This window comes from Janthinobacterium sp. SUN100, from assembly GCF_030397705.1.
Lineage (GTDB): Bacteria > Pseudomonadota > Gammaproteobacteria > Burkholderiales > Burkholderiaceae_D > Janthinobacterium > Janthinobacterium kumbetense.
Window position 1 is genome coordinate 841,611 of sequence record NZ_JAPUBU010000001.1, and the last position, 20,315, is coordinate 861,925.

The 20,315-nt window shown below is 65.1% G+C and carries 17 protein-coding genes; 4 read left to right on the forward strand and 13 right to left on the reverse strand.

The genetic code is table 11. The features are described 5' to 3' along the window. Positions 1-7 precede the first annotated feature (7 nt). From O0881_RS03655 to O0881_RS03665, 3 genes are all read right to left on the reverse strand, one after another. A complete protein-coding gene (locus O0881_RS03655; RefSeq protein ID WP_289897712.1) occupies positions 8-1,360 on the reverse strand; it encodes a HAMP domain-containing sensor histidine kinase in 1,353 nt (450 codons plus the stop codon). Continuing rightward, positions 1,353-2,039 (reverse strand): winged helix-turn-helix domain-containing protein, encoded by a 687-nt coding sequence (locus O0881_RS03660; protein ID WP_034785794.1) that lies wholly within the window; start codon positions 2,037-2,039, stop codon positions 1,353-1,355. The genes O0881_RS03655 and O0881_RS03660 overlap by 8 nt, the downstream gene beginning before the upstream one ends. 91 nt (positions 2,040-2,130) lie before the next feature. Then, positions 2,131-2,520, reverse strand: a complete 390-nt coding sequence (locus O0881_RS03665) for a hypothetical protein (protein ID WP_289910212.1) — start codon at positions 2,518-2,520, stop codon at positions 2,131-2,133. Positions 2,521-2,765: 245 nt separating this feature from the next. Between O0881_RS03665 and O0881_RS03670 the strand changes: the two genes are divergently transcribed. The 4 genes from O0881_RS03670 to O0881_RS03685 all read left to right on the forward strand — a co-directional run bounded on the left by O0881_RS03670 (position 2,766) and on the right by O0881_RS03685 (position 6,954). Continuing rightward, entirely contained in the window at positions 2,766-3,536 is a 771-nt protein-coding gene (locus O0881_RS03670) for a DUF481 domain-containing protein (RefSeq protein WP_289897710.1), read from the forward strand. A 13-nt stretch (positions 3,537-3,549) separates the two neighbouring features. Continuing rightward, the gene (locus O0881_RS03675) at positions 3,550-5,424 is read left to right on the forward strand and encodes an alpha/beta hydrolase (protein WP_289910213.1); all 1,875 of its coding nucleotides are present in this window, start codon (positions 3,550-3,552) and stop codon (positions 5,422-5,424) included. Between the two features lie 118 nt (positions 5,425-5,542). Beyond that, positions 5,543-6,316: a hypothetical protein gene (locus O0881_RS03680; RefSeq protein WP_289910214.1), complete on the forward strand. Its 774-nt coding sequence runs from the start codon at positions 5,543-5,545 to the stop codon at positions 6,314-6,316. Positions 6,317-6,456: 140 nt separating this feature from the next. Next, positions 6,457-6,954, forward strand: a complete 498-nt coding sequence (locus tag O0881_RS03685) for an RES family NAD+ phosphorylase (RefSeq protein WP_289910215.1) — start codon at positions 6,457-6,459, stop codon at positions 6,952-6,954. 12 nt (positions 6,955-6,966) lie between these two features. Here the strand turns inward: O0881_RS03685 and O0881_RS03690 are convergent, their stop codons facing one another. The 10 genes from O0881_RS03690 to gap form a co-directional block, all read right to left on the reverse strand. Beyond that, the gene (locus tag O0881_RS03690; RefSeq protein ID WP_289897706.1) at positions 6,967-7,962 is read right to left on the reverse strand and encodes an HD domain-containing phosphohydrolase; all 996 of its coding nucleotides are present in this window, start codon (positions 7,960-7,962) and stop codon (positions 6,967-6,969) included. A gap of 13 nt (positions 7,963-7,975) precedes the next feature. Continuing rightward, complete coding sequence (locus tag O0881_RS03695) at positions 7,976-11,683, reverse strand: PAS domain S-box protein (protein ID WP_289907157.1); 3,708 nt, start codon at positions 11,681-11,683, stop codon at positions 7,976-7,978. Positions 11,684-12,042: 359 nt separating this feature from the next. Next, positions 12,043-12,699, reverse strand: a complete 657-nt coding sequence (locus O0881_RS03700; RefSeq protein WP_289910216.1) for a hypothetical protein — start codon at positions 12,697-12,699, stop codon at positions 12,043-12,045. Next, on the reverse strand, positions 12,696-13,064 hold the full coding sequence (locus tag O0881_RS03705; RefSeq protein ID WP_099667770.1) for a hypothetical protein: 369 nt from the start codon (positions 13,062-13,064) through the stop codon (positions 12,696-12,698). Before O0881_RS03705 ends, O0881_RS03700 begins: the two co-directional genes overlap by 4 nt. Positions 13,065-13,138: 74 nt before the next feature. Continuing rightward, on the reverse strand, positions 13,139-15,637 hold the full coding sequence (locus O0881_RS03710) for a TonB-dependent receptor (RefSeq protein WP_289910218.1): 2,499 nt from the start codon (positions 15,635-15,637) through the stop codon (positions 13,139-13,141). Positions 15,638-15,730: 93 nt separating this feature from the next. Further along, complete coding sequence (locus tag O0881_RS03715) at positions 15,731-16,711, reverse strand: FecR family protein (protein ID WP_289910221.1); 981 nt, start codon at positions 16,709-16,711, stop codon at positions 15,731-15,733. Beyond that, positions 16,708-17,214 (reverse strand): sigma-70 family RNA polymerase sigma factor, encoded by a 507-nt coding sequence (locus tag O0881_RS03720; protein ID WP_257219004.1) that lies wholly within the window; start codon positions 17,212-17,214, stop codon positions 16,708-16,710. The genes O0881_RS03715 and O0881_RS03720 overlap by 4 nt, the downstream gene beginning before the upstream one ends. A 198-nt stretch (positions 17,215-17,412) precedes the next feature. Then, a complete protein-coding gene (locus O0881_RS03725; RefSeq protein ID WP_289897699.1) occupies positions 17,413-17,592 on the reverse strand; it encodes a hypothetical protein in 180 nt (59 codons plus the stop codon). Between the two features lie 156 nt (positions 17,593-17,748). Further along, positions 17,749-19,209: a pyruvate kinase gene (gene pyk, locus O0881_RS03730; protein ID WP_083292642.1), complete on the reverse strand. Its 1,461-nt coding sequence runs from the start codon at positions 19,207-19,209 to the stop codon at positions 17,749-17,751. A 91-nt stretch (positions 19,210-19,300) separates the two neighbouring features. Beyond that, entirely contained in the window at positions 19,301-20,311 is a 1,011-nt protein-coding gene (gap, locus tag O0881_RS03735) for a type I glyceraldehyde-3-phosphate dehydrogenase (RefSeq protein ID WP_099667765.1), read from the reverse strand. Between the last annotated feature and the right edge of the window lie 4 nt (positions 20,312-20,315).

Genomic DNA, 20,315 nt, shown 5'->3' on the forward strand with positions numbered 1-20,315 from the left:
TTGCAGCCTAGCGCAGCAGCCGCAAGCGCAGGCGCAGGCCCGGCGCCGCATCCTCGATATCCAGGCTGCCGCCATGCAGGGCCGCGATGGCCGCCACGATGGACAGGCCCAGGCCATTGCCGGGCAAGTGGCGGCTCTTGTCGAGCCGGTAAAAACGCTGCGTCAGCTTCGGCAATTCTTCCGTCGGCACGCCGGGGCCGTTGTCGCGCACCGCCAGCCAGCTGCCCCGTTCATCGCTGCCGGCCGACACTTCCACCGTGGCGCCCGGGCCCGCGTACTTGATGGCGTTGTCGACCAGGCTGGCCAGGGCGCTGCCCAGCAGATTGCGGTCGCCGCGCGCTGGCACGCCTTCGCCATACATCTGCACCAGCAGCACGCCCTGCTCGTCGGCCGTGGCTTCGTACATTTCCACGATATCGGCGCCGATCTGCTGCAAGTCGATGTCGTCGAAATTCTCCGGGCGCATGCCCGATTCGGCCGCCGCGATCTGCAGCAGCTTGTCGAACACGCGCGTCAGGTCGTCGATGTCGTCGATGGCCGCCTGCGCCGCGCTCTCGTAGCCGGCCACGTCCTGATGCTGGCGCAAGGCGCCATCGAGCTTGTTGCGGATGCGCGCCAGCGGCGTGCGCAAGTCGTGCGCGATGGCGTTCGACACGTGGCGCACGCCTTCCATCAAATGTTCGATGCGGTCGAGCATGCGGTTGATGTCGCGGCTCAGCAAGCCGAATTCATCCTCGCTGGAGACGGGAATGCGCCGACTCAGGTCGCCCGCCTCGATTTCCCCTGCCGTGCGGCGGATCTGGCCGATGCGCGCCTCGAGCTGGCGGCGGAACAGCCAGGCGCCCGCCACCACCAGCAGGATGGCCACCCCGCCGCCATAGGCCAGGGAGCGCAGCACCAGGGTGCGGATCGACTTGCCCTCTTCCATGTCGCGCCCGACGAACAGGCGCGCGCCGCCCTCCAGGTCGCGGATCAGCATGCGCGCGGGCACCCGGCGCCCTTCGCGCGTGACGTCGCGGTGCAGCAAGCGGCCCACGGGGCTGCCCACGTCGGGCCAGGACGACAGATTGCCCGCCACGCGGCGGCCGTCGGCGCCCACCAGCAGGAAGATTTCCGTGTCGCTGTCGGTGCGGTCGGTCAGCAAATGGGCGATTTCCGCCGTCGTGCGGCTGGCGTCGTCCTGCTGGTACAGGGCGGCGAGGCGCTCCGAGAGCAGGGTCAGCTTGCGGTCCACGCTGCGATCGAGCACGCCGATGGTGCCGAAATAGAAGACGGCGCAGACGATGCTGATCGAGACGACCACCAGCACGCCATAACCGAGCGCCAGGCGGGCCGCGATCGAGCGGTGCCAGTTACGCACTGTCGATCACGCCCAGGGTGTAGCCGACGCCGCGCACCGTGTGGATCAGCGGCGGCGAAAATTCCTTGTCCACCTTGGTGCGCAAGCGGCTCACCTGCACGTCGATGACGTTGGTCTGCGGGTCGAAATGGTAGTCCCACACGGCTTCGAGCAGCATGGCGCGCGTGACGGACTGGCCCTGGTGGCGCATCAGATATTCGAGCAGGCGGAATTCGCGCGGCTGCAGGGCGATTTGCCGGTTGGCGCGCGTCACGCGCATGGTGCGCATGTCGAGCACCAGGTCGGCCACCTGCAGCTGCGTCGATTCGGGCACGGGCGCGGCGCGCCGCAGCAGCGCCTCGATGCGCGCCAGCAGTTCGGCGATGGCGAACGGTTTTGACAAATAATCGTCGCCGCCGCTGCGCAAGCCGCGCACGCGCTCGTCGACGCTGGACAGGGCCGACAACACCAGCACGGGCGTGTTGCGGCCCATGCCGCGCAGGCGCGCGACGATGGCCAGGCCGTCGATCTCGCCGGGCAGCAGGCGGTCGAGCACCAGCGCATCCCAGTCTTCGCCGCAGGCCAGGCGCATGCCGTCGATGCCATTGTCGCAGGCGGTGACGTCGTGGCCAGCCTCGCGCAGGCCGGCACAGATATAGCGGGAAGTTTCAGCTTCGTCTTCGATGACCAGGCAGCGCACGGGAATTCCTTGTAAAGAGCGGGACAGCAAACATGCGCAGCATACGCCAGGCGCGCGCCACTTGCCAGCCCCGCCGGGCGGTGTTCCCTGGCTAGTTACATTTTCCGCGCAGCTTGGCGATCGCCATGAAGGGCAAGGCATACACGCCGCCGATGGCGAGCGGGCCGATGCCGGTGGGCTGGCGCTTCAAGCCATCGGCGTGCAGGCAGTCGGGCACCTTCGCTTCGGCAAAGGCGGCAGCAAACTGCTCATATTTTCTGTCGGCGCGTATCGTCACCTGCTGCATGGCCGGCTGCGGCAAAGAGTCGCGCACCTGCGCCTCTTCCGCCAGCACGGCGCGCACGGCATCGCGTATCATCGTTTGCGTCAGTTGCGGTGCCGGCCCAGGACCCTGGACCGGCGCCGCTTCGGGCGCCTGCGCGCCCGCTGGCGCCGCACCGCACAGCCATATCAGGGTAACAAGCTTGCGTGCCATTTTCATCGTCATCATCCATGCATGCCAGGTTTGCAATATTTCTCATAATATAGCAGCATCCATGCGCGCCGCCGCGTGCGGCGAACGATGGCAGGGTCGGGTACAATACAGCCTCGACAATTTTTGGCCGCGCCCGCGCGCGCATGTGCGCAGGTTTATCGGCGCCTCCCGGCTTGCCGCGGCCTGCATAGCCACCACTGCCATTAACGAACAGCAGGCACGCCCGGCGCGCGCCACAGACAAATACAGCCATGAAACCGACCCACTCTCTCGCACTGGCGCTGGCCATCACCTGCGGCAGCGCCGCCGCCGCCGACACCAAGCAAAGCATGCTGTTCGATGAAATCCCCATCGGCAGCTGGAGCACTTCCGCCGAACTGGGCGCCATCACCACCTCGGGCAACACGGTCGGCACCTCCGTCACGGGCAAGATCGACGCGCGCCAGGAGCTCGATGACTGGAGCAACCAGTACATCTTCAGCGGCTATTTCAAGGAAGACGAAACGACGAACGACGACGGCGAGAAAGTGCGCGAACGCTCGGCGGAACGCTTTTCCGCCTCCGCCAAGGCCGCCTACAAGCTGATGGCCGACCATGAAAAACTGTTCGTGCTGGCCTCGCACGTGAACGACAAGTTCGGCGCCTACACCAAGTACTCGACCCTGGCCGTCGGTCATGGCTCGCGCTGGTACCAGTCGAGCGACAAAAGCGTCGACGTGGAAATCGGTCCCGGCTATTTCAGCGGCACCAACGACGCGGGCGAATCGGAACACGGCCTGACGGTGCGCGGCGCGGCCGCCATGAAGTGGAAGATCAGCCAGTCGGCCATGTTTACGCAAACGATCAGCGTGGAACGGGGCACCTCGAACACCCACTCGATCGCCGAGACGGCGCTCAGCACGAAAATCAACGGCACCATGCAGATGAAGGCCGCCTTCAGCGCCCGCAACGACACGCGCGTACCGGACGACAAGAAGAACACGGATACGCAAACGTCGCTGACCCTGGTCTACTCGTTCTAGGCGCGGACCGGCCATGCTGATGCGGCGTCTGCGCGTATGCGCCCTCCTGTGCGCCGCGGCGCTCCTGAGCGGCTGCGCCGCCGTCACCGTCAGCGCGATCTCGCCGGCCGACTACCTGCAGCAGCGGCGCGGCGACATCCTCACCACGGGGAAATTGAGCGCCGCGGCCAGCGAGGTGCTGCGCATCATCGGCAGCGACATCGCCGCCTGCGAAGCCAATACGGGCAGCTGCCGCGCCGACCTGGCCCGCTCCGAGCTGCTCAGCGACGAGCAGCGCCTGGCCACCCTGTCCGAATTGTGGCTGGAAAGCGCGCTGGCGGAAGAAAAACAGGGCGGCCACGCCAGCGCCGAACTGCTGGCCGCCTGGCTGGAATCGGCCCGCTATGCGTATGCCTACCTGTTCTACACGACGCGCACGCCGGGCCAGCGCGCCTTCGAAGAACGCCAGACGCAGATCCGCGACTACTACAACTACGCCGTGCAAAAGGCCGTCGGCAACCTGTTCCGCCACCGCGGCGAATACCGCCCGGACGGCCATGTGATCCGCGTCGCCGGCTGGCAGATCGACAGCGAATTGTCGGCCCTGCGCCTGCCCGAGGACGGCACCCTGCCCGAAGAACTGCTGCCGGCCACCTCGCTGTCGTTTTCCGGCCTGCGCAATGTGTACCGGCGCGACGGCTTCGGCGCCGACCTGGTGGCCGTCATGCCCAAGCCGCAGGCGTCGAAAGGCGACTATGTGCCCTACCAGGAAACCCGCTTCCCCGTCGTCACGGCGCTGATCCGCTTCGACGGCAACAGCCTGCAGGAAGTGCTGGCCACGCAGCAGCTGCTGGTGATGCTGGTCGACCCGACGCGCAGCGAATCGACGCGCATGGCGGGCCAGGAATTGCCGGTGGCCGCCAATTTCACGGCCGGCTATGGCTTGTGGCTGGCCCGTTCCGGCTTCGGCGTGCAGGCGCTGCGCACCCTGTTCGGCCGCGCCGACGGCATTTCGCGCCCGCAGGTGCACCTGATGCAGCCCTACGACCCGAACAAGCGCACCATCGTCATGCTGCACGGCCTGGCCAGCAGCCCGGAAGCGTGGATCAACGTGGCGAATGAGCTGATGGGCGACGAACAGCTGCGCCGCCGCTACCAGATCTGGCAAGTGTACTACCCGAGCAATGCACCGCTGGCGGCCAACAACGCCGCCATCCGCCAGGCGCTCGCCGCCACCCTGGCGCAGTTCGACCCGGCTGGCAAGGCGGATGCCGCGAACGACATGGTCTTGATCGGCCACAGCATGGGCGGCGTGCTGGCGCGCCTGATGGTGTCCGACGCCAGCAACACCCTGCTCGACGCCATCACGGAAGAATACAATTTGAAGGGCAAGAAGGCGGAAAAAGTGCGCGCGGGCCTCGCTCCCTACCTGAATTTCACGGCCATGCCGCAGGTGAACCGCGCCATCTTCATCGCCGCGCCGCACCGCGGCACCTCGTTCGCCAACCACAAGGTGGCGCGCTGGATCGCCAACCTCGTCACCTTGCCGATCACCATGCTCGACCAGTTGTCGGACGCGGCCGGCAGCCTGGCGCAGCTCGACACGGGCAGCAGCGAACCGCTGCGCATCCCCAACAGCATCGATAACCTCAGCGACAAGGACCCGTTCGTGCGCCTGGTGGCCGACCTGCCCATCAGCCCGAAAGTGCGCTACTACTCCATCATGGGCAACGACACGCCGGACCTGCCGCTGGCCGAATCGAGCGACGGCGTGGTGCCCTACGCCAGCGCCCACCTCGACGGCGCGCAGTCGGAAAAAGTCATCCCGTCCTGGCACAGCGTGCAGGAAAGCCCGCAGGCGATCCTGGAGATACGGCGGATTTTGCGGCTGCCGGACAGCTTGCCATAAGGCATCGCAGGTCGGATGCGCGGAGCAGCACCCTGCGCAATCCCACCTACCCGGCCTGCCTGCCTCCAGCCATTGCTCATCAGCATCGCCACGGTGCCAATCCAGAGGCAAGAAAGCAATGACCATGACCGCGCGGCCGCATATCCAGCTGCCTGATGCGGGAAAAGTGCGCTGCTCGCTTGATAAAGTTGCGAAACATGATAATCTTGTGAGTGAGATGTCAGCCGCATTTATCCGAGGAGTGAACATGACAGCACATCTGACTCACAGCACCCTGGCGCCCGACCGACAGGAATGGACAGATAGGGACTTGCGGGCAGTGGAACAATTCTCGCAGTTGGTGGGTGCGCAACTCGACATGCTGGCGCACGGTCCCGAGCGCGAGCGCCTGATCGACCTGGCCACGCGCGCGCTCCATGCGGCGCGCGCCTCGCTGGTCGCCACGCCGCCATCGATCCTGCTGCAACTTCCTGCATCAAAACTCAAGGTTTCAGAAGTCATTGGCCAGGGATGGGTGGAACTGTCGCAAGCATCGCTGTATCGCGCCGTGGAAAGCCTGCGGTTTTATTGTGTGACGCCCAAGGGACGCAGTATCGGCAAGGAATTTCCAGCATGGCAATTTGTACAGCCCGTGCCGGAACTGATCGCGCCCGTGCTGGCCATCCTGGCCGGCCAGCCGAGCAGTGAAATCCATGCTTTCTGGATCAGCAGTGCAGACGAACTCAACGAACTTTCACCAGCAGAGATGCTTGCAGGCAAATCGTTTGAAACGCGGCCCGCAGTGCATCCCAGCCAGCAGGCGCTGCTGGATCTGCCGGCCAGCGAGAGATTACGCAAGGTCATGGCATCGGCAAAGTGGCAGCATAGGGGGATGGCTGACATCATAGGCTAGTCCCGCATGACGCCTGAACTGCAAGAAACACCAGTTCCGCCAGACATGGCCGCACGCCTGCCGGCATTGGCATCGCTGCGCACTGAATTATTGAGCAATATCATCATCCTTCAGGCCGGCCAAGCCCTCGTGCGCGCGGCGTGGAACGAGACGTCCATCTGGCCAATGCGCACGGCTTCCCCTATCACTGGGCATATATTGCGGACGATGCCTACACGGCAGCCTGGGAAGCCCAGCTTTGCCGTAACGACGTCACGCGCCCGGGCACCTTTTACCTCAACCACAATGCGCAACAAGCGCTGATCGCGACGCTGTCATTCGGCGTGCCACTGCGACTGCTCGACCTGACGGGCCTGGCCGCCAGCCGGCTGGGCATCTATGACCAATTGCGCAGCCCCGATCACGGCTGGTGCCAATGGCTGGGCTGGCAGCTGGATCGGATCATTGCGCAGGAAGCCGGCGCGATTCACGGTTTCATGTATCCATCGCGCCGCCAGCCCGGCAAACTTGCGTATGCCATTTCATCGCGCCACATGAGCAAGCTGGGCAGCGACATGGCGTGCCAACACGTGCGATTCGGCGACACCGCGGCCTGTGCGCGCCTGCTGGCCGATCGCCTGCGCGTGGATCCGCCCTGACCTGCGACTCCCTTACGCAGGCTCGCGCCACTTGTCCTTGATTTCAAGCATGGCCGGCAGCTGTTCGATGAACAGCGCCAGCAGTTGCGGGTCGAAGTGCGTGCCGCTGTCGCGCTGCATGGTGGCGATGGCTTCGTCGACCGTCCAGGCGCGCTTGTACGGGCGTTCGCTGGTGAGGGCGTCGAAGACGTCGGCGATGGCGACGATGCGGCCTTCATGGGGGATTTCCTCGCCCTTCAAGCCTTGCGGATAGCCGCTGCCATCCCATTTTTCATGGTGCGTCAGGGCGATGGTGCGCGCCATTTTCAAGAGGCCGCCCGCGTGCTCGCCGATGATGGCCGCGCCGATTTCCGCGTGGCTGCGCATGACTTTCCATTCGTCCGCATCGAGCTTGCCCGGTTTTTGCAGGATGGCGTCGGGGATGCCGATCTTGCCCACGTCGTGCATGGGCGCCGCGTTGAGCAAGTCTTCCGCCCTGCCCGCGCTGTAGCCGGCCGCCAGCGCCAGCTGGCGCGCATAATAGCTCATGCGGATGACGTGCATGCCCGTCTCGTTGTCCTTGTACTCGGCCGCCTGGCCCAGGGTCTGGATCACCTGCAGGCGCGAGCGGCGCAATTCCTCGGCGTCCACCAGCGACAGATGCGTGCGCACGCGGGCGCGCACGATGGGCGGGCTGACGGGTTTCGTGATGTAGTCGACGGCGCCCGCGTCAAAACCGTCCGCCTCGTCCTTCACGTCGCACAGGGCCGTCACAAAAATGACGGGGATGGACGCGGTGGCCGGCATGGCCTTCAGCTGGCGGCACACTTCATAGCCCGTCATGGCGGGCATCATGATGTCGAGCAGGATCAGTTCGACGGGGTTGTTCTGCGCCAGTTCCAGCGCCTTCTCGCCATCCTTCGCATACAGCAGCCGGTAATCGTCCTGCAAAATCTGGCGCAGCACCTGCAGATTCGTCGCTTCATCGTCGACCAGCAGCAGGATCGGTTTGTCTTCGTGTAAGGTCATCGTTAGCCCAATATCAGGAAAGGTCGGCAGGCGTTGGCGCTTCCAGCCACGCCAGCAGCTGGCGCAGCACGCCCGCGGCACGCGCAAATTCAAAGTCGTCGATGGCGCTGGCCAGCGCCTGCAGGCGCGGCTGCTGGCCGTGCGGCGCCAGCATGGCGGCGATCTGCGCCATCAAGGCGTCGTCCAGCTGCCCGCCTTCCAGGCTGGCGATGGCTTGCCGCAGCAAGGCGCCAGCGGCGGCTGCATCGAGGGGCGCGCTGGCGGCCGGCGCCTGCATGGCCACGGCCGGCATGCCCGCCTCTTCCAGCTCGCCGGCCAGCGCCATGAAGGCGGCCGCCAGCTGCACCAGCAATTCGGTCACCGGCAACTGGCGCGCAATCGCTTGTTCGATGCGCCCCAGCAGGCTTTCGACCTGCACCAGGCACAGGTTGCCCGCCGCACCCTTGATACGGTGCAGCAGGTGGCCCGCCACGCTGCTGCCGCCCCGTTCCAGTTCCGCCGCCAGCATGGCGGCGCAGTCGCCATTGGCCTGCACGAAGCGCGCGATGGCACGCTGCAGGGCTTCGCGGCCGCCCCACAGGGCGATGCCGCGCTGCCAGTCCACCTGGCCGGCGGCGGCGCGCGCCGCCGCACCGGCCGCCGGCGGCGGCATGGCCACGGCGATATCGAGCAGGCGGGCGATTTCCGCCGTCAGCTTGTGCATTTCCAGCGGCTTCGAGGCGAAACCGTTCATGCCGGCCGTCTGCGCGGCGCGCCGGTCCTGTTCCAGCACGCTGGCCGTCAGGGCGATGATGGGCGTCGCCTTCAAGCCCTGCTCGCGCTCGTGCACGCGGATCAGGCGCGTCGCTTCCAGGCCATCCATGCGCGGCATCTGCACGTCCATCAGGACGATGTCGAAGCTGCCCTTGCCGAATTCGCGCACGGCGCTCTCGCCATCGCTGGCGGCGATCACCTGGTGGCCGGCCGCGCCCAGGCTGATCAGGAGCAACTCCACGTTCTGCGGCACGTCGTCGGCCGCCAGGATGCGCAGCGGCGGCAAGGCCACCACGGGCTGCTCGCTGCGGCGCGCCACGGCCTTGCCCGGCGCCAGCGGCAGCAGCACGTGGAACACGCTGCCCACGCCCAGGGTGCTTTCCACCGTGATGGTGCCTTTCATCAGCTCGACGAGCTGCAGCGAAATCGTCGTGCCCAGGCCCGTGCCGCCAAAGCGGCGGCTCATCGAGGAATCGGCCTGCGTGAACGGCGCGAAGATCTTGTCCAGGCGGTCGGCGGGAATGCCGATGCCCGTGTCGTGCACGGCGATATGCACCTGCTCGCCCTGCATGCCGACGGCCACGCGCACATGGCCCACTTCCGTGAACTTGACGGCGTTGCCGATCAAATTCGTCAGCACCTGCTGCACCCGGCGCGCGTCGCCCAGGAAGAACTGGCCCATGCCCGGGTCGATGTCGACATGCAGCACCAGGTCGCGCGCATGCGCCGTGATGCGCAGCGACGCGGCCACGTGGTCGACCAGGTCCGGCAGCGAAAAGTCCACCAGTTCCAGCTCGGTGGCGCCTTTTTCCAGCTTGGCCGTGTCGAGGATGTCGTTGAGCAGTTCAAGCAGGGAACGGGCCGACTGGCGCACCGTGCCCAGGTGGCGGCGCTGCAGGCTGTCCAGGGCCGTCCCCAGCAGCACTTCCGTAAAACCGATGATGGCGTTCATCGGCGTGCGGATTTCATGGCTCATGTTGGCCAGGAAGCTGGTCTTCGATTCGGCGGCCAGCTCGGCGCGGTCTTTGGCCGCGCGCAGGTTTTCCTGCATGGCGCGCCGTTCGCTCACGTCGGTGGCCAGCTTGACCACCTTGAACGGCTTGCCGTCCGTATTGAAGATGGGGTTGTACGACGCCTGTATCCACACTTCCCGGCCATCCTTGCCGATGCGCTTGTACTCGCCCGTATTGAATTCACCCTGCGCCAGGTGCTGCCAGAACGCGATGTAATCGGGCGAGGTCACATAGCCGGGCTCGCAGAAGATGCTGTGGTGCAAGCCCAGCACGTCGTCGGACCGGTAGCCGATCAGGTCGAGGAAGTTCTCGTTGGCCGCCAGGATGCGCCCCTGCAGGTCGAATTCCGCGACGGCCGTCGCGCGCGAGATGGCCGTCACCTTGCCTTCGTACTCGGCGTTGCGCAATTCGCTTTCCGTGATGTCGAGGATGACACCGTCGATCCAGCGCACCACGCCGTCGTTGTCGAGCACGGGGCCGCTGCTTTCGCGCACCCAGCGCTCGCGCCCGTCGCGGTGGATCAGGCGGTAGACGTTCTCGAAGTCGCGCTTTTCGCCGGCCGCCTGCACGCAGGTGTCGTTGACGCGCTGGCGGTCGTCCGGGTGCACGAGGTCGAACAGCCTGACGCGGCCCTCGACGAAATCCTGCGGCATCCAGCCCGTCAGGTTGAAGACGGCGTCGCTGATGAAGATCATCTTCCATTCGGGCGCGAAGCTGCAGTGGAAGGACACGCCGGGGATATTGCGGATCAGGGTGCGGTACTGGCGCTCGCTGTCCTTGAGCGCCTGCTCCATGCTGCGCGACGAGCGCATGTCCGTGACAAACGCCACGAACAGGGGCTGGCCCGGCGTGTCGATCTTGCCGATCGCCACGCGCATGGGCAGCACGGCGCCATCCTTGTGGCAGCCATCGAGTTCGCGTCCGCTGTCGAGGATGCGCGAGGCGCCCGTTTCCAGGTAGTCGCGCAGATAGCCCTCGTATTCGGCCGCGTCGGACGGCTGCAGCAGCACGCTGGCGTCGCGCCCCACGATCTCCGCTTCGCGCCAGCCGAACAGGCTTTCCGCGGCGGGATTGAAGGAGCGCACCTTGCCCTGGCCATCGATGGTGATCAAGCCGTCGGCCGCCGTATCGACGATGGCGCGCAGGCGCGATTCGCTGGCGCTCGCATGGCGCAGCAGCTGGCGGTAGCGCAGCAAGCCGTTCGCGGCGGCGACAAACACCGTCAGGGTGACGGTGATCAGCGCCACGGCCAGGGCCACGAACGAAGCTTGCACCGTGATCGTGTTGTCGCCTGCCGTAGGGGTGCCGGAAAAGCGCGCCGCCAGCATGCCTGTGTAATGCATGCCGGAAATGGCCAAGCCCATCACGGCACTGCTGACCAGCAAGGACGCCAGGGGACTCATACGCAAACGCATGGCGCTCAGGCCGAAGCGTATCCACAGCGCCAGCATGGCCATGACGACGGCCACCACCAGCGACAAGGCAAACAGCCAGGGCTGGTAATGCAGGGTCAGCGACGTCTGCATGGCGGCCATGCCGCTGTAATGCATGGAACCGATGCCCACGCCGACGAGCACGCCGCCCACCACCAGCTGGCGCCAGTTGATGCTCGGGCGCGCCAGCATGTGCAGCGCCACCCACGAGGCCGCCACGCCAGGCAGCATGGAAAGCAAGGTCAGGCTGGGGTCGAAGGAGACGCGCGTGCAGATGTCGAAAGCCAGCATGCCGATGAAGTGCATCGACCAGATGCCGCCGCCGAGCGCGATGGCGCCCGTGATGATGGCCGTCTGGCGCTGGAAGCCGCGCTCGCTGCTGCGCGCCATGCCGGCGATCTGCAAGGCCATGAACGAGGCAAAGATGGCGATGCCGATGGAAAACAGCACCAGCCAGGCGTTGTGCGTGCCGTAGATGTACTGCATGGTATCGGTCGATACGGCAAAGATGGAACTAAACATACTGTCGTGGCATAAGGTGAGTGAAACGTGACGTCGCAAAACATGACGGCGCACCGCGCGCGCCGGCGCCACGCTTTTTACTAAAGCGGCAACACAGCGGAAATGACAACGGCAGCAGTCGACCAGGGCAAGGCTCGGTCATCACGCCCGCGCCTGCCGCGCGGGGGAAAGGTGCTTTTTACAGAGTGAAAAAGCGGAATGCGTACGAACTCTGGCGCGGATGGCTGGCCGCCAGCGTGACGATGATTTTTTAAAGAGCCATGAGTATAGTTGCTTTGCGAACATATTCATAGGACTTCAGCAATACTATAGCAAGAAATGCAATATTCTGAGGTCGCGATACGACAGCGCTCGTCCGTTCAGGCTGGCGGCCACAGCGCGCGTATGGCGGAAGAGGCCTGATAGGTCGCACCGGCGCGCTCGGCCACAGGGATACCGGCCAGTGTACAGCGGCGGCCCAGCTCGTCCTTGATCTGCCGCAACGACCAGCGCTGCGGCACGGGCAGATCCATGCCCACCACGCGGATCAGCAGGCAATCGTCGAGGGTCGTGTGCAACAGCAGCTCCACGCGCGCCATCGGCGGTCCGCCGCGGTAGACATCCACCGCGCCCGCGTAAGTGACCACCTCCAGCGCGCGCATCTGCTGCGGCGTCAGCTGCAGCACCTTGTCATGGCCGGGCAAGCCCCGCGCCAGCCGGCGCAGCAACACGCCCGCATCATTGATCTCGACATGAAAAGACAGATCGGGGCCCGGCAGAAAAAGCACGCCGACGATCCAGGCGGTCAGCGCCGGCAGGCCCAGCAGCACCGCCTCGCCCGCATACGGCACGTCGCGCCAGACGGCTTGCACGATGAAGGCAAGGATCAGGACGCAGCCGCCCAGCAGCACGCTGCGCCACAGCACGGGGCGCATATTGGCCATCATCGCCGCATGGGAGCTGGCATCGTCGGCCGGCGTAAAGCGTATCCATTCGGCGCGCGCCGGCTTGCAAGGCCGGGCGGGACTGCCGCTCAAGCGTTCTGCGCCAGCATGCCGCGGAACCACGCCAGTTGCTCGCGCGTCAGGTAATTGGCGCCATCGCCATGCAACAGGACGATTTCGATCTCGGGGGGAATCGAGGCGAGCAGTTGCGCGCCCGTGACGGGAATCTTGGGGAAGTTGATGCCGGCCAGGAAGGCGGGATCTTCCGCCACCGTCACGCAGCGGCGCTCGGGATTCGGCGACGGCACGAGGAACAGGTCGATCTGCTCGCTTTGCCCGCCGATGACGACGTGCAATTGCGCGGCCAGCAATTCGGGCAGGATCAGCTCGATGTTATTCTCGGCGCGCGATTGCTGGAAAGCGCTTTTCAGGGGCGTGAGGAGAGGAATGGCGGTCATGGCAAAGTGGAAAGATAAAGACGGCGGCAGTGTAGCAGAGGCGCCCGGACGGGCGCGCTCCGCTGGAACAGCCGCTACATCTTGTAGTTCAGCGAGACAAGTACGCTGCGCGGCGCGCCGTAGCGCGCCAGCCCGCCGGACCAGGAATAGCCGAGCGCCTGGTAGTAGCGGCGGTCGAGCACGTTGTCGATGTTCGCGCGCAGCTGCAGCTGCTCGCTGATCCGATAGCCGGCCGTCAGCCCGACGATGGCATAACCGCCCTGCTGCGTCAGGTAAGCCTTGTCGCGGCGGTCGATCTTGTCCTGCGCATACACGGAGGCGCCCAGGTTCCAGCGCGCCAGGCTGCCGCTCAGCTGCACGTTCGTGTACAGCTTGAACAATTGCTTCGGCTCGTCCGTGGCGATGCGCTGGCCGATATTCGCGGCCACGCTGTCCTTCGTGTACTTGGCCAGCACATGGGTATAGCCACCCGAGATCTGCCAGCCCGGCAATGGCGAGCCCGACAATTGCAAGTCGATGCCTTCGCTCTGCACCTGCCCGGCCGCGCGGGCGCAATAGATGGGGCCGCCCGTGGGGCAATTGACTTCATCGGTCATGGCGCGGTTGTTTTGCTTGATGCGGAACAAGGCGCCGCTGGCGTTGAGCCTGCCGCCAAAATATTCGCCCTTGACGCCCACTTCCAGGTTGGTGCCGCTCAACGGCGGCAAGCCATTGCCTTTGACATCGAGCACGCTTTGCGGCTGGAAGATCTGCGTGCCGCTCGCATACACGGAGTGATGCGGGTCCAGGTCGTAGACGAGGCCCGCGTACGGGGTGAATTTCGCGTTTTCCGTCAGGTCGCGGCGCCACGTCGGATTGGCGGCATACCAGCCCGTGACATCCTGCGCATACCAGCCGAAGCGCCCGCCCAGCACCAGGCGCAGCGGATCGGCCAGGCTGAAGTTGCCGGCCGCATACAGCCCCTTCTCGTCCGTCTTGCGGCCCCAGTTGTAGGGCTCGAACGGCGCGCCGTTCATGCGGTAGGCGCGCGGATTCCAGCTGCGGATGTCGATCACGCGCGTTTGCGCGCCTTCCCAGCTCTGACCCGCGTCCGAATCGTCGTGGCGGTAGCTGGCGCCGACGATGACGTCATGCTGGCGGCCGAACCAGGTGACAGGGCCGCTCAGGCGCCAGTCCGCCACCACTTGCTGCGTGTTGTACTTCCAGCCTGTTTCCGACTGTTCCAGCAAAAACGTTTCGCCAGCGACGCGGCCGTTGGTGGTATTGCGCGTGCTGGACGAGGCGTCGATATGCGTGATGGCGAAGCGGCTGCGCCAGCCCTGCGCCAGCTTCGTTTCCAGGTCGGCAAAGACGACGTTGTTGTCGCGTTTCTGGAAGGAATCGGCATTGTTCAGGAAAGTCGAGCGGGGCAAGTCCATGTGGCGGCCGTCGGGCAAGGTCGGCAAGCCGACGAACACGCCGTCAGTGCGGCTGTGCTGGCGCGAAAAGCCGATGCCGGCCGTGGTCGACGGCGTCAGGTCCGCCTCGACGATCGCATACACGGTGCTGTTCTTGTTGTTGACCACGTCGACGAAGCTGTCGCTGTCGCGCAGACTGGCCGCCACGCGCCCGCGCACGCTGCCCGACGCGTTCAGGGCATTGCTGGCGTCCACCGTCAATTGCCGGTCTTTCCAGCTGCCCAGGTGAATGGATGCGTCCAGCAAGGGCGTGGCCGTGGGGCGCTTGCGTATCATGTTGATGCTGCCCGACGGCGCGCCCGCCCCTTCCATCAGGCCCGTGGCGCCGCGCACCACTTCCACGCGGTCGTACATCAGCATGTCGGCGGAGACGTTGCGCTCATTGAAACCCGTGACGTCCAGCGGCAAGCCATCGACATTGATGTGGCTCAAGGCGAAGCCGCGCGCGAAATACGTGGTTTCCTGGTCGGACACGCCCTGCGTCTTGCCATACAGGCCGGGCGTGGCGCGCGCCACGTCCTGCAGGGTGGTCAGATCGAAATCTTCCATTTGCTGGCGCGAAATGACGCTGACCGTTTGCGGCGTGTGGCGCTGCGACAGGTTCAAGCCCGTGGCCGTCGACAGATTGCGCGAGGTATACAGGCCCGTGCCTTCCGTGGCGCGGTCCGCCTCGGCGCTGACGACGACGGCGGGCATGCTGGCCAGGCCGCCATCGGCCGTATTGGTATTAATCTTGCGCAATAGATAATTCCCGTTGCCACCATCCGTCACTTCCAGGCCGCTGCCTTGCAGCAATTGTTGCAGGCCGGCGGCAACGCCATGACGCCCCTGCAAGCCCGGCGTCGCCAGACCGTCCAGTGCCACGCCCTGGGTGGACAGGTTCACGCCGGCGGCGATGGCGAACGATGCCAATGCGCTGCGCAGGCTGCCGGCGGGAATGCTGTAGTCGCGCACGCTTGCGGACGGGCTGGCTTCAGCGGCCAGCGCAGTTTGCGGCAAGCCGGCGCCAGCCGCGCCCACGGCCAGCAGCAAGACCAGCGCGGCGCGCACGGCGCCCGTGGTGGGATGGAGCGCGAGTGGCGTCCACGGGGAAAAGATGCGGTGCTGCACAGCCATGTAAAACCCTTTCGATGGTTCGGATTGTTCGTTCTCTACCTTGTATGACGAAGCAATCTCAAAAAAGGGACAAGCAAGCGGCAAATAATTTCTTCAGGCTGCCTCGACACTGATCCAGTAGCGCGTGCGGCGCGCCAGCCGGATCGGCAGGGAACGTTGCAGCAAGAGCAGGATGTTGTCCGGGTCGTTCAACTGGAAAATGCCGTCCACGGGCAAGGCCGCCAGCGCCGGATCGCAGCGCAGCACGCCATAGCGATAGCGCGCCACCTGTTCCAGCACCTCCCCTAGCGGCATGCGTTCGGCGATCAGCACGCCCCGCAGCCAGGCGTCCGCATGGGGTGACGACGGCGTCAAGGCGGACACGGCCACGTCGTCGAAACTGCCCTGCAGGCCCGCATCGATCGTGCGCAAGCCATCGGGCGCCTGCGCTGGCTCGATCTCGACGGCACCCTCGCTGACGCCCACCTCGGTGCGCGGCGCCAGCACGCTGCCAAGGTGGCGCACGCTGAAGTGCGTGCCCAGCGCGCGCACGGTGCCATTGCTGCTGCGCACGAGGAACGGTCGCGCCGGCACGGCCGCATCGTGTGCCGTGGCAACGTGGATTTCGCCCGCATGCAAGGCCACCAGCCGCGCCGCGTCGTCAAAACGCACGTCGATGGCCGTGTCCGTATTGAGCACCAGTTGCGTGCCGTCGGGTAATGCCATATGCAGGATTTCACCGCGCGCCGTGCGGATCGCGGCGCGCCACGCTTGCCAGGGCGCCGACTGGCTGGCCAGCCACAGCGCAGGTCCGGCCGCGATCAGCCCGGCCAGGCCGTAGAGCACGGCACGCCGCCGCGGCGATTGCGGCGCCGCGTCCGCCGCCTGGCGCAGCGCGGGCGGCACGCCGGCCAGGGTGCTGCACACCAGCTCGGCCCGCTGCCAGGCCGCTTCGTGCGCGGGATCGCTGGCGCGCCAGGCCTGGAACGCCTGCTGCTCGCCTGCAGTCAAGGGGCCCGCGTGCAGGCGCACCAGCCATTGCGCCGCCGCCCGCGCGGCGCGGGGATCGATGGCCGCCGTGCCGGGGGTGCTCACAGGATCAGCAAGATGCAGCGCTCGAACGCCTGCACCATGTAGCGCTTGATGCTGCGCTCGCTCACGGCCAGGCGCCGGGCGATTTCCCCGTAGCTAAGGCCGTCGACATGCGCCAGCAGGAAGGCATTGCGCACCAGCGGCGGCAAGCCGTCGAGCATGGCATCGATGCGCTGCAGGGCTTCGCGCACCAGCAAACGCTCCTCGGGCGACTGCATCAGCAGATCGGGCTGCTGCGCCAGCGTTTCCAGCCACGCCTGCTCCAGCGACAGACGCCGGTAATGGTCGATCAGCAGGCGCTGCGCCACGGTGGTCAAATAGGCGCGCGGCTCGCGCATGGTCTGCCGGCCTTCCGGCGGCGCCGTCAGCAGGCGCACGAAGGTATCCTGCGCCAGGTCGGCCGCATGGTCGGCGCACTGCAGCTTGGCGCGCAGCCAGCGCATCAGCCAGCCGTGGTGATTGCTGTAAATGACTGCGATCGATTCGCCGGATTGCGCAATGTTCACTAGGGACTCCGATGCGCTCAAGGCAAGGCGCGGCCAGGACGATGGCCGGCCGCAAGGCAAGCGACTCAATTGATAATAATTCTCATTATCACAAATCATTGCCCGCGGCGTCAATGCCGGCGCCCGTCCCGCCCGGCAAACTGTTGTTTCAGCGCGGCGGCTGGCCGTTCAGCGCGTATCGGTAGCCGTGGCGGGCGATCATGCCAGATGGGGTTTCTGGGACTTGGCCGCCAGAACGAAAGGAATGGCAAACGGCCCCAGAAATACCACCAGGATGGACCTGACGGTAGTTGTTTTCAAGGAACGGCGTTTGGCGATGAAGAGACAAGCGAAGGCCGACAGGGACCAGATCAGTGCCGGCAGGTAGGTAGTCATCATGAACTCCGGAAGCGCCTTGGAAGGCAGGAAACCATGCTGACACGGAAATGTGGCCATCGCAATGGCAAATCAGGCATCTGCCATTGCGATGGGCGGCCAGGCACCCCGCTTTCAGTCATTCTTAAGACTGCAGGCGGCGGCCGCCCGGCGATGCGCTCAGTGCTGGCCGATCTTCATGATCTTCAGCGCGTTCGTGCCGCCGACCTTGCCCATCGGCTCGCCCCAGGTCAGCACGACGGTATCGCCCTTGGCCACGACTTTATGTTCCACCAGCAAATCTTCCGCCTGTTGCAAGACCTTGTCGCGGTCCGTGCCCGACGTCAATTCCAAGGTGCTGACGTTGCGGTACAGGGCCAGCTTGCGGCGCGTGCCCACGCTCGGGGTCAGCGCGACGATGGGGATGTCGATGTTGCAACGGCTCATCCACAGCGCCGTGGAACCCGATTCCGTCAGGGTGGCGATGGCTTTTACGCGCAGGTGATGGGCCGTAAACAGGGCGCCGTAGGCGATCGACTGGTCGATGCGCGAGAACGTGGCATTGAGGAAATCGGCATCCAGCTTGCAGGTATCCCACTTTTCCGCGTCCAGGCAGATGGCGGCCATCGCTTCCACCGTTTCGATCGGATAGCGGCCCGAGGCCGTTTCCGCCGACGTCATGACGGCATCCGTGCCGTCCAGCACGGCATTGGCCACGTCGGACACTTCCGCGCGGGTCGGTACGGCGTTGACGATCATCGATTCCATCATCTGCGTGGCCGTGATCGCCAGCTTGTTCGACGCGCGCGCCATCTTGATCATGCGCTTTTGCAGGGCCGGCACGGCCGCATTGCCCACCTCGACGGCCAGGTCGCCGCGGGCCACCATGATGCCGTCGGACGCGTCGAGAATTTCTTGCAGCGCAGGAATAGCTTCCGCGCGCTCGATCTTGGCGATCATCATCGGCTTGTGGTCCCACGCTTCGCCGGCGATATTCGCAAGCTGGCGCGCCATGACCATGTCGGTGGCGTTTTTCGGGAAGGACACGGCCACGTAATCGGCCTGGAAGCTCATCGCCGTCTTGACGTCTTCCATGTCTTTCGCCGTCAGGGCCGGAGCCGACAAGCCGCCGCCCTGGCGGTTGATGCCCTTGTTGTTCGACAATTCGCCGCCGATTTTCACGGTCGTGTGGATTTCGCTGCCGACGACCTTGTCCACCGTCAAGACGATGAGGCCATCGTTGAGCAACAATACGTCAGCGGCGCGCAAGTCGCGCGGCAATTCCTTGTAGTCGAGGCCGCAGCGCTCGATGTTGCCCAGTTCGCCGTTTTCGCCCCATTTCGCGTCGAGGATGAACTTGGCGCCGTTTTCCAGGAAAATCTTGCCTTCTTCAAACTTGCCGACGCGAATCTTCGGGCCTTGCAAGTCGGCCATGATGGCCACTTCGCGGCCGCACAGGGCTGCCGCTTCGCGCACCATGCGGGCGCGGTCGATATGGTCTTGCGCCTTGCCATGCGAAAAGTTCAAGCGCACGACGTCGACGCCGGCCTTGAACATGCGGACCAGGGTATCGATATCGTTCGAAGCGGGGCCGATGGTGGAAACGATCTTGGTGGCGCGTTGCTGTACTTGCATGGTCATGGTGTGCTGCTTTCTATAAAGTTCGTGCTGCTACAAGGGCCGGCCTTGTGGGCCGGCCGTCCTGGTGCGCTGGATCAGCGGTACTACGTTCTTACTTGGCCGCCATCAGGGCGACCGTCGTGTCGAGCATGCGGTTCGAGAAGCCCCACTCGTTGTCGTACCACGACGACACTTTCACGAGGCGGCCCGAGACCTTGGTCAGGGTCGAATCGAAGTTCGACGAGGCCGGGTTATGGTTGAAATCGATGGAAACAAGCGGTTCCGTCTGGTACGTGAGAATGCCCTTCAAGGCGCCTTCCGACGCCGTTTTCAGCAAGGCGTTGACTTCCTCGACCGTGGTATCGCGCTTGGCGATGAAGGACAGGTCGACCAGCGACACGTTGATCGTCGGCACGCGCACGGCAAAGCCGTCCAGCTTGCCATTCAGTTCCGGCAAGACGAGGCCGACGGCCGCCGCCGCGCCCGTCTTGGTGGGGATCATCGAATGCGTGGCCGAACGGGCGCGGCGCAAGTCTTCATGCATCACGTCGCTCAATACCTGGTCGTTCGTGTAGGCGTGCACGGTGGTCATCAGGCCCGATTCGATGCCGATGGCGTCGTTGAGCGGTTTCACCAAGGGCGCGAGGCAATTCGTCGTACACGAGGCATTCGAGATGACCGTGTCCGAGGCTTTCAGCACATGCTGGTTGACGCCGAACACGATGGTGGCGTCCACGTCCTTGCCGCCCGGCGCGGAAATGATGACCTTCTTTGCCCCGCCCTTCAGGTGGGCCGAGGCTTTTTCCTTGGTCGTGAAGAAGCCCGTGCATTCGAGCACCACGTCCACGCCGAGTTCGCCCCACGGTATCAGGGCCGGATCGCGCTGCGCGAAGACGCGGATGCGGTCGCCATTGACGAGCATGTTGTCGCCGTCGATGGTGACGACGCCGGGAAACTTGCCGTGTACCGTGTCGTAGCGCGTCAGGTGTGCATTCGACTTGGCGTCGCCCAGGTCATTGATGGCGACGATTTCGATATCCTGCTGCTTGCCGCCTTCATAAAACGCGCGCAAGACATTGCGGCCGATGCGGCCATAGCCATTGATGGCAACTTTGATGGTCATGCTG

Excerpts from the sequence above, each read along its gene's own strand:
- O0881_RS03680 (WP_289910214.1), top strand. The coding sequence starts at position 5,543 with ATGACCATGACCGCGCGGCCGCATATCCAGCTGCCTGATGCGGGAAAA.
- O0881_RS03695 (WP_289907157.1), bottom strand. The coding sequence starts at position 11,683 with ATGTTTAGTTCCATCTTTGCCGTATCGACCGATACCATGCAGTACATC.
- O0881_RS03665 (WP_289910212.1), bottom strand. The coding sequence starts at position 2,520 with ATGAAAATGGCACGCAAGCTTGTTACCCTGATATGGCTGTGCGGTGCG.
- pyk (WP_083292642.1), bottom strand. The coding sequence starts at position 19,209 with ATGACCATGCAAGTACAGCAACGCGCCACCAAGATCGTTTCCACCATC.
- O0881_RS03670 (WP_289897710.1), top strand. The coding sequence starts at position 2,766 with ATGAAACCGACCCACTCTCTCGCACTGGCGCTGGCCATCACCTGCGGC.
- O0881_RS03710 (WP_289910218.1), bottom strand. The coding sequence starts at position 15,637 with ATGGCTGTGCAGCACCGCATCTTTTCCCCGTGGACGCCACTCGCGCTC.
- gap (WP_099667765.1), bottom strand. The coding sequence starts at position 20,311 with ATGACCATCAAAGTTGCCATCAATGGCTATGGCCGCATCGGCCGCAAT.
- O0881_RS03725 (WP_289897699.1), bottom strand. The coding sequence starts at position 17,592 with ATGATGACTACCTACCTGCCGGCACTGATCTGGTCCCTGTCGGCCTTC.
- O0881_RS03675 (WP_289910213.1), top strand. The coding sequence starts at position 3,550 with ATGCTGATGCGGCGTCTGCGCGTATGCGCCCTCCTGTGCGCCGCGGCG.
- O0881_RS03690 (WP_289897706.1), bottom strand. The coding sequence starts at position 7,962 with ATGACCTTACACGAAGACAAACCGATCCTGCTGCTGGTCGACGATGAA.
- O0881_RS03705 (WP_099667770.1), bottom strand. The coding sequence starts at position 13,064 with ATGACCGCCATTCCTCTCCTCACGCCCCTGAAAAGCGCTTTCCAGCAA.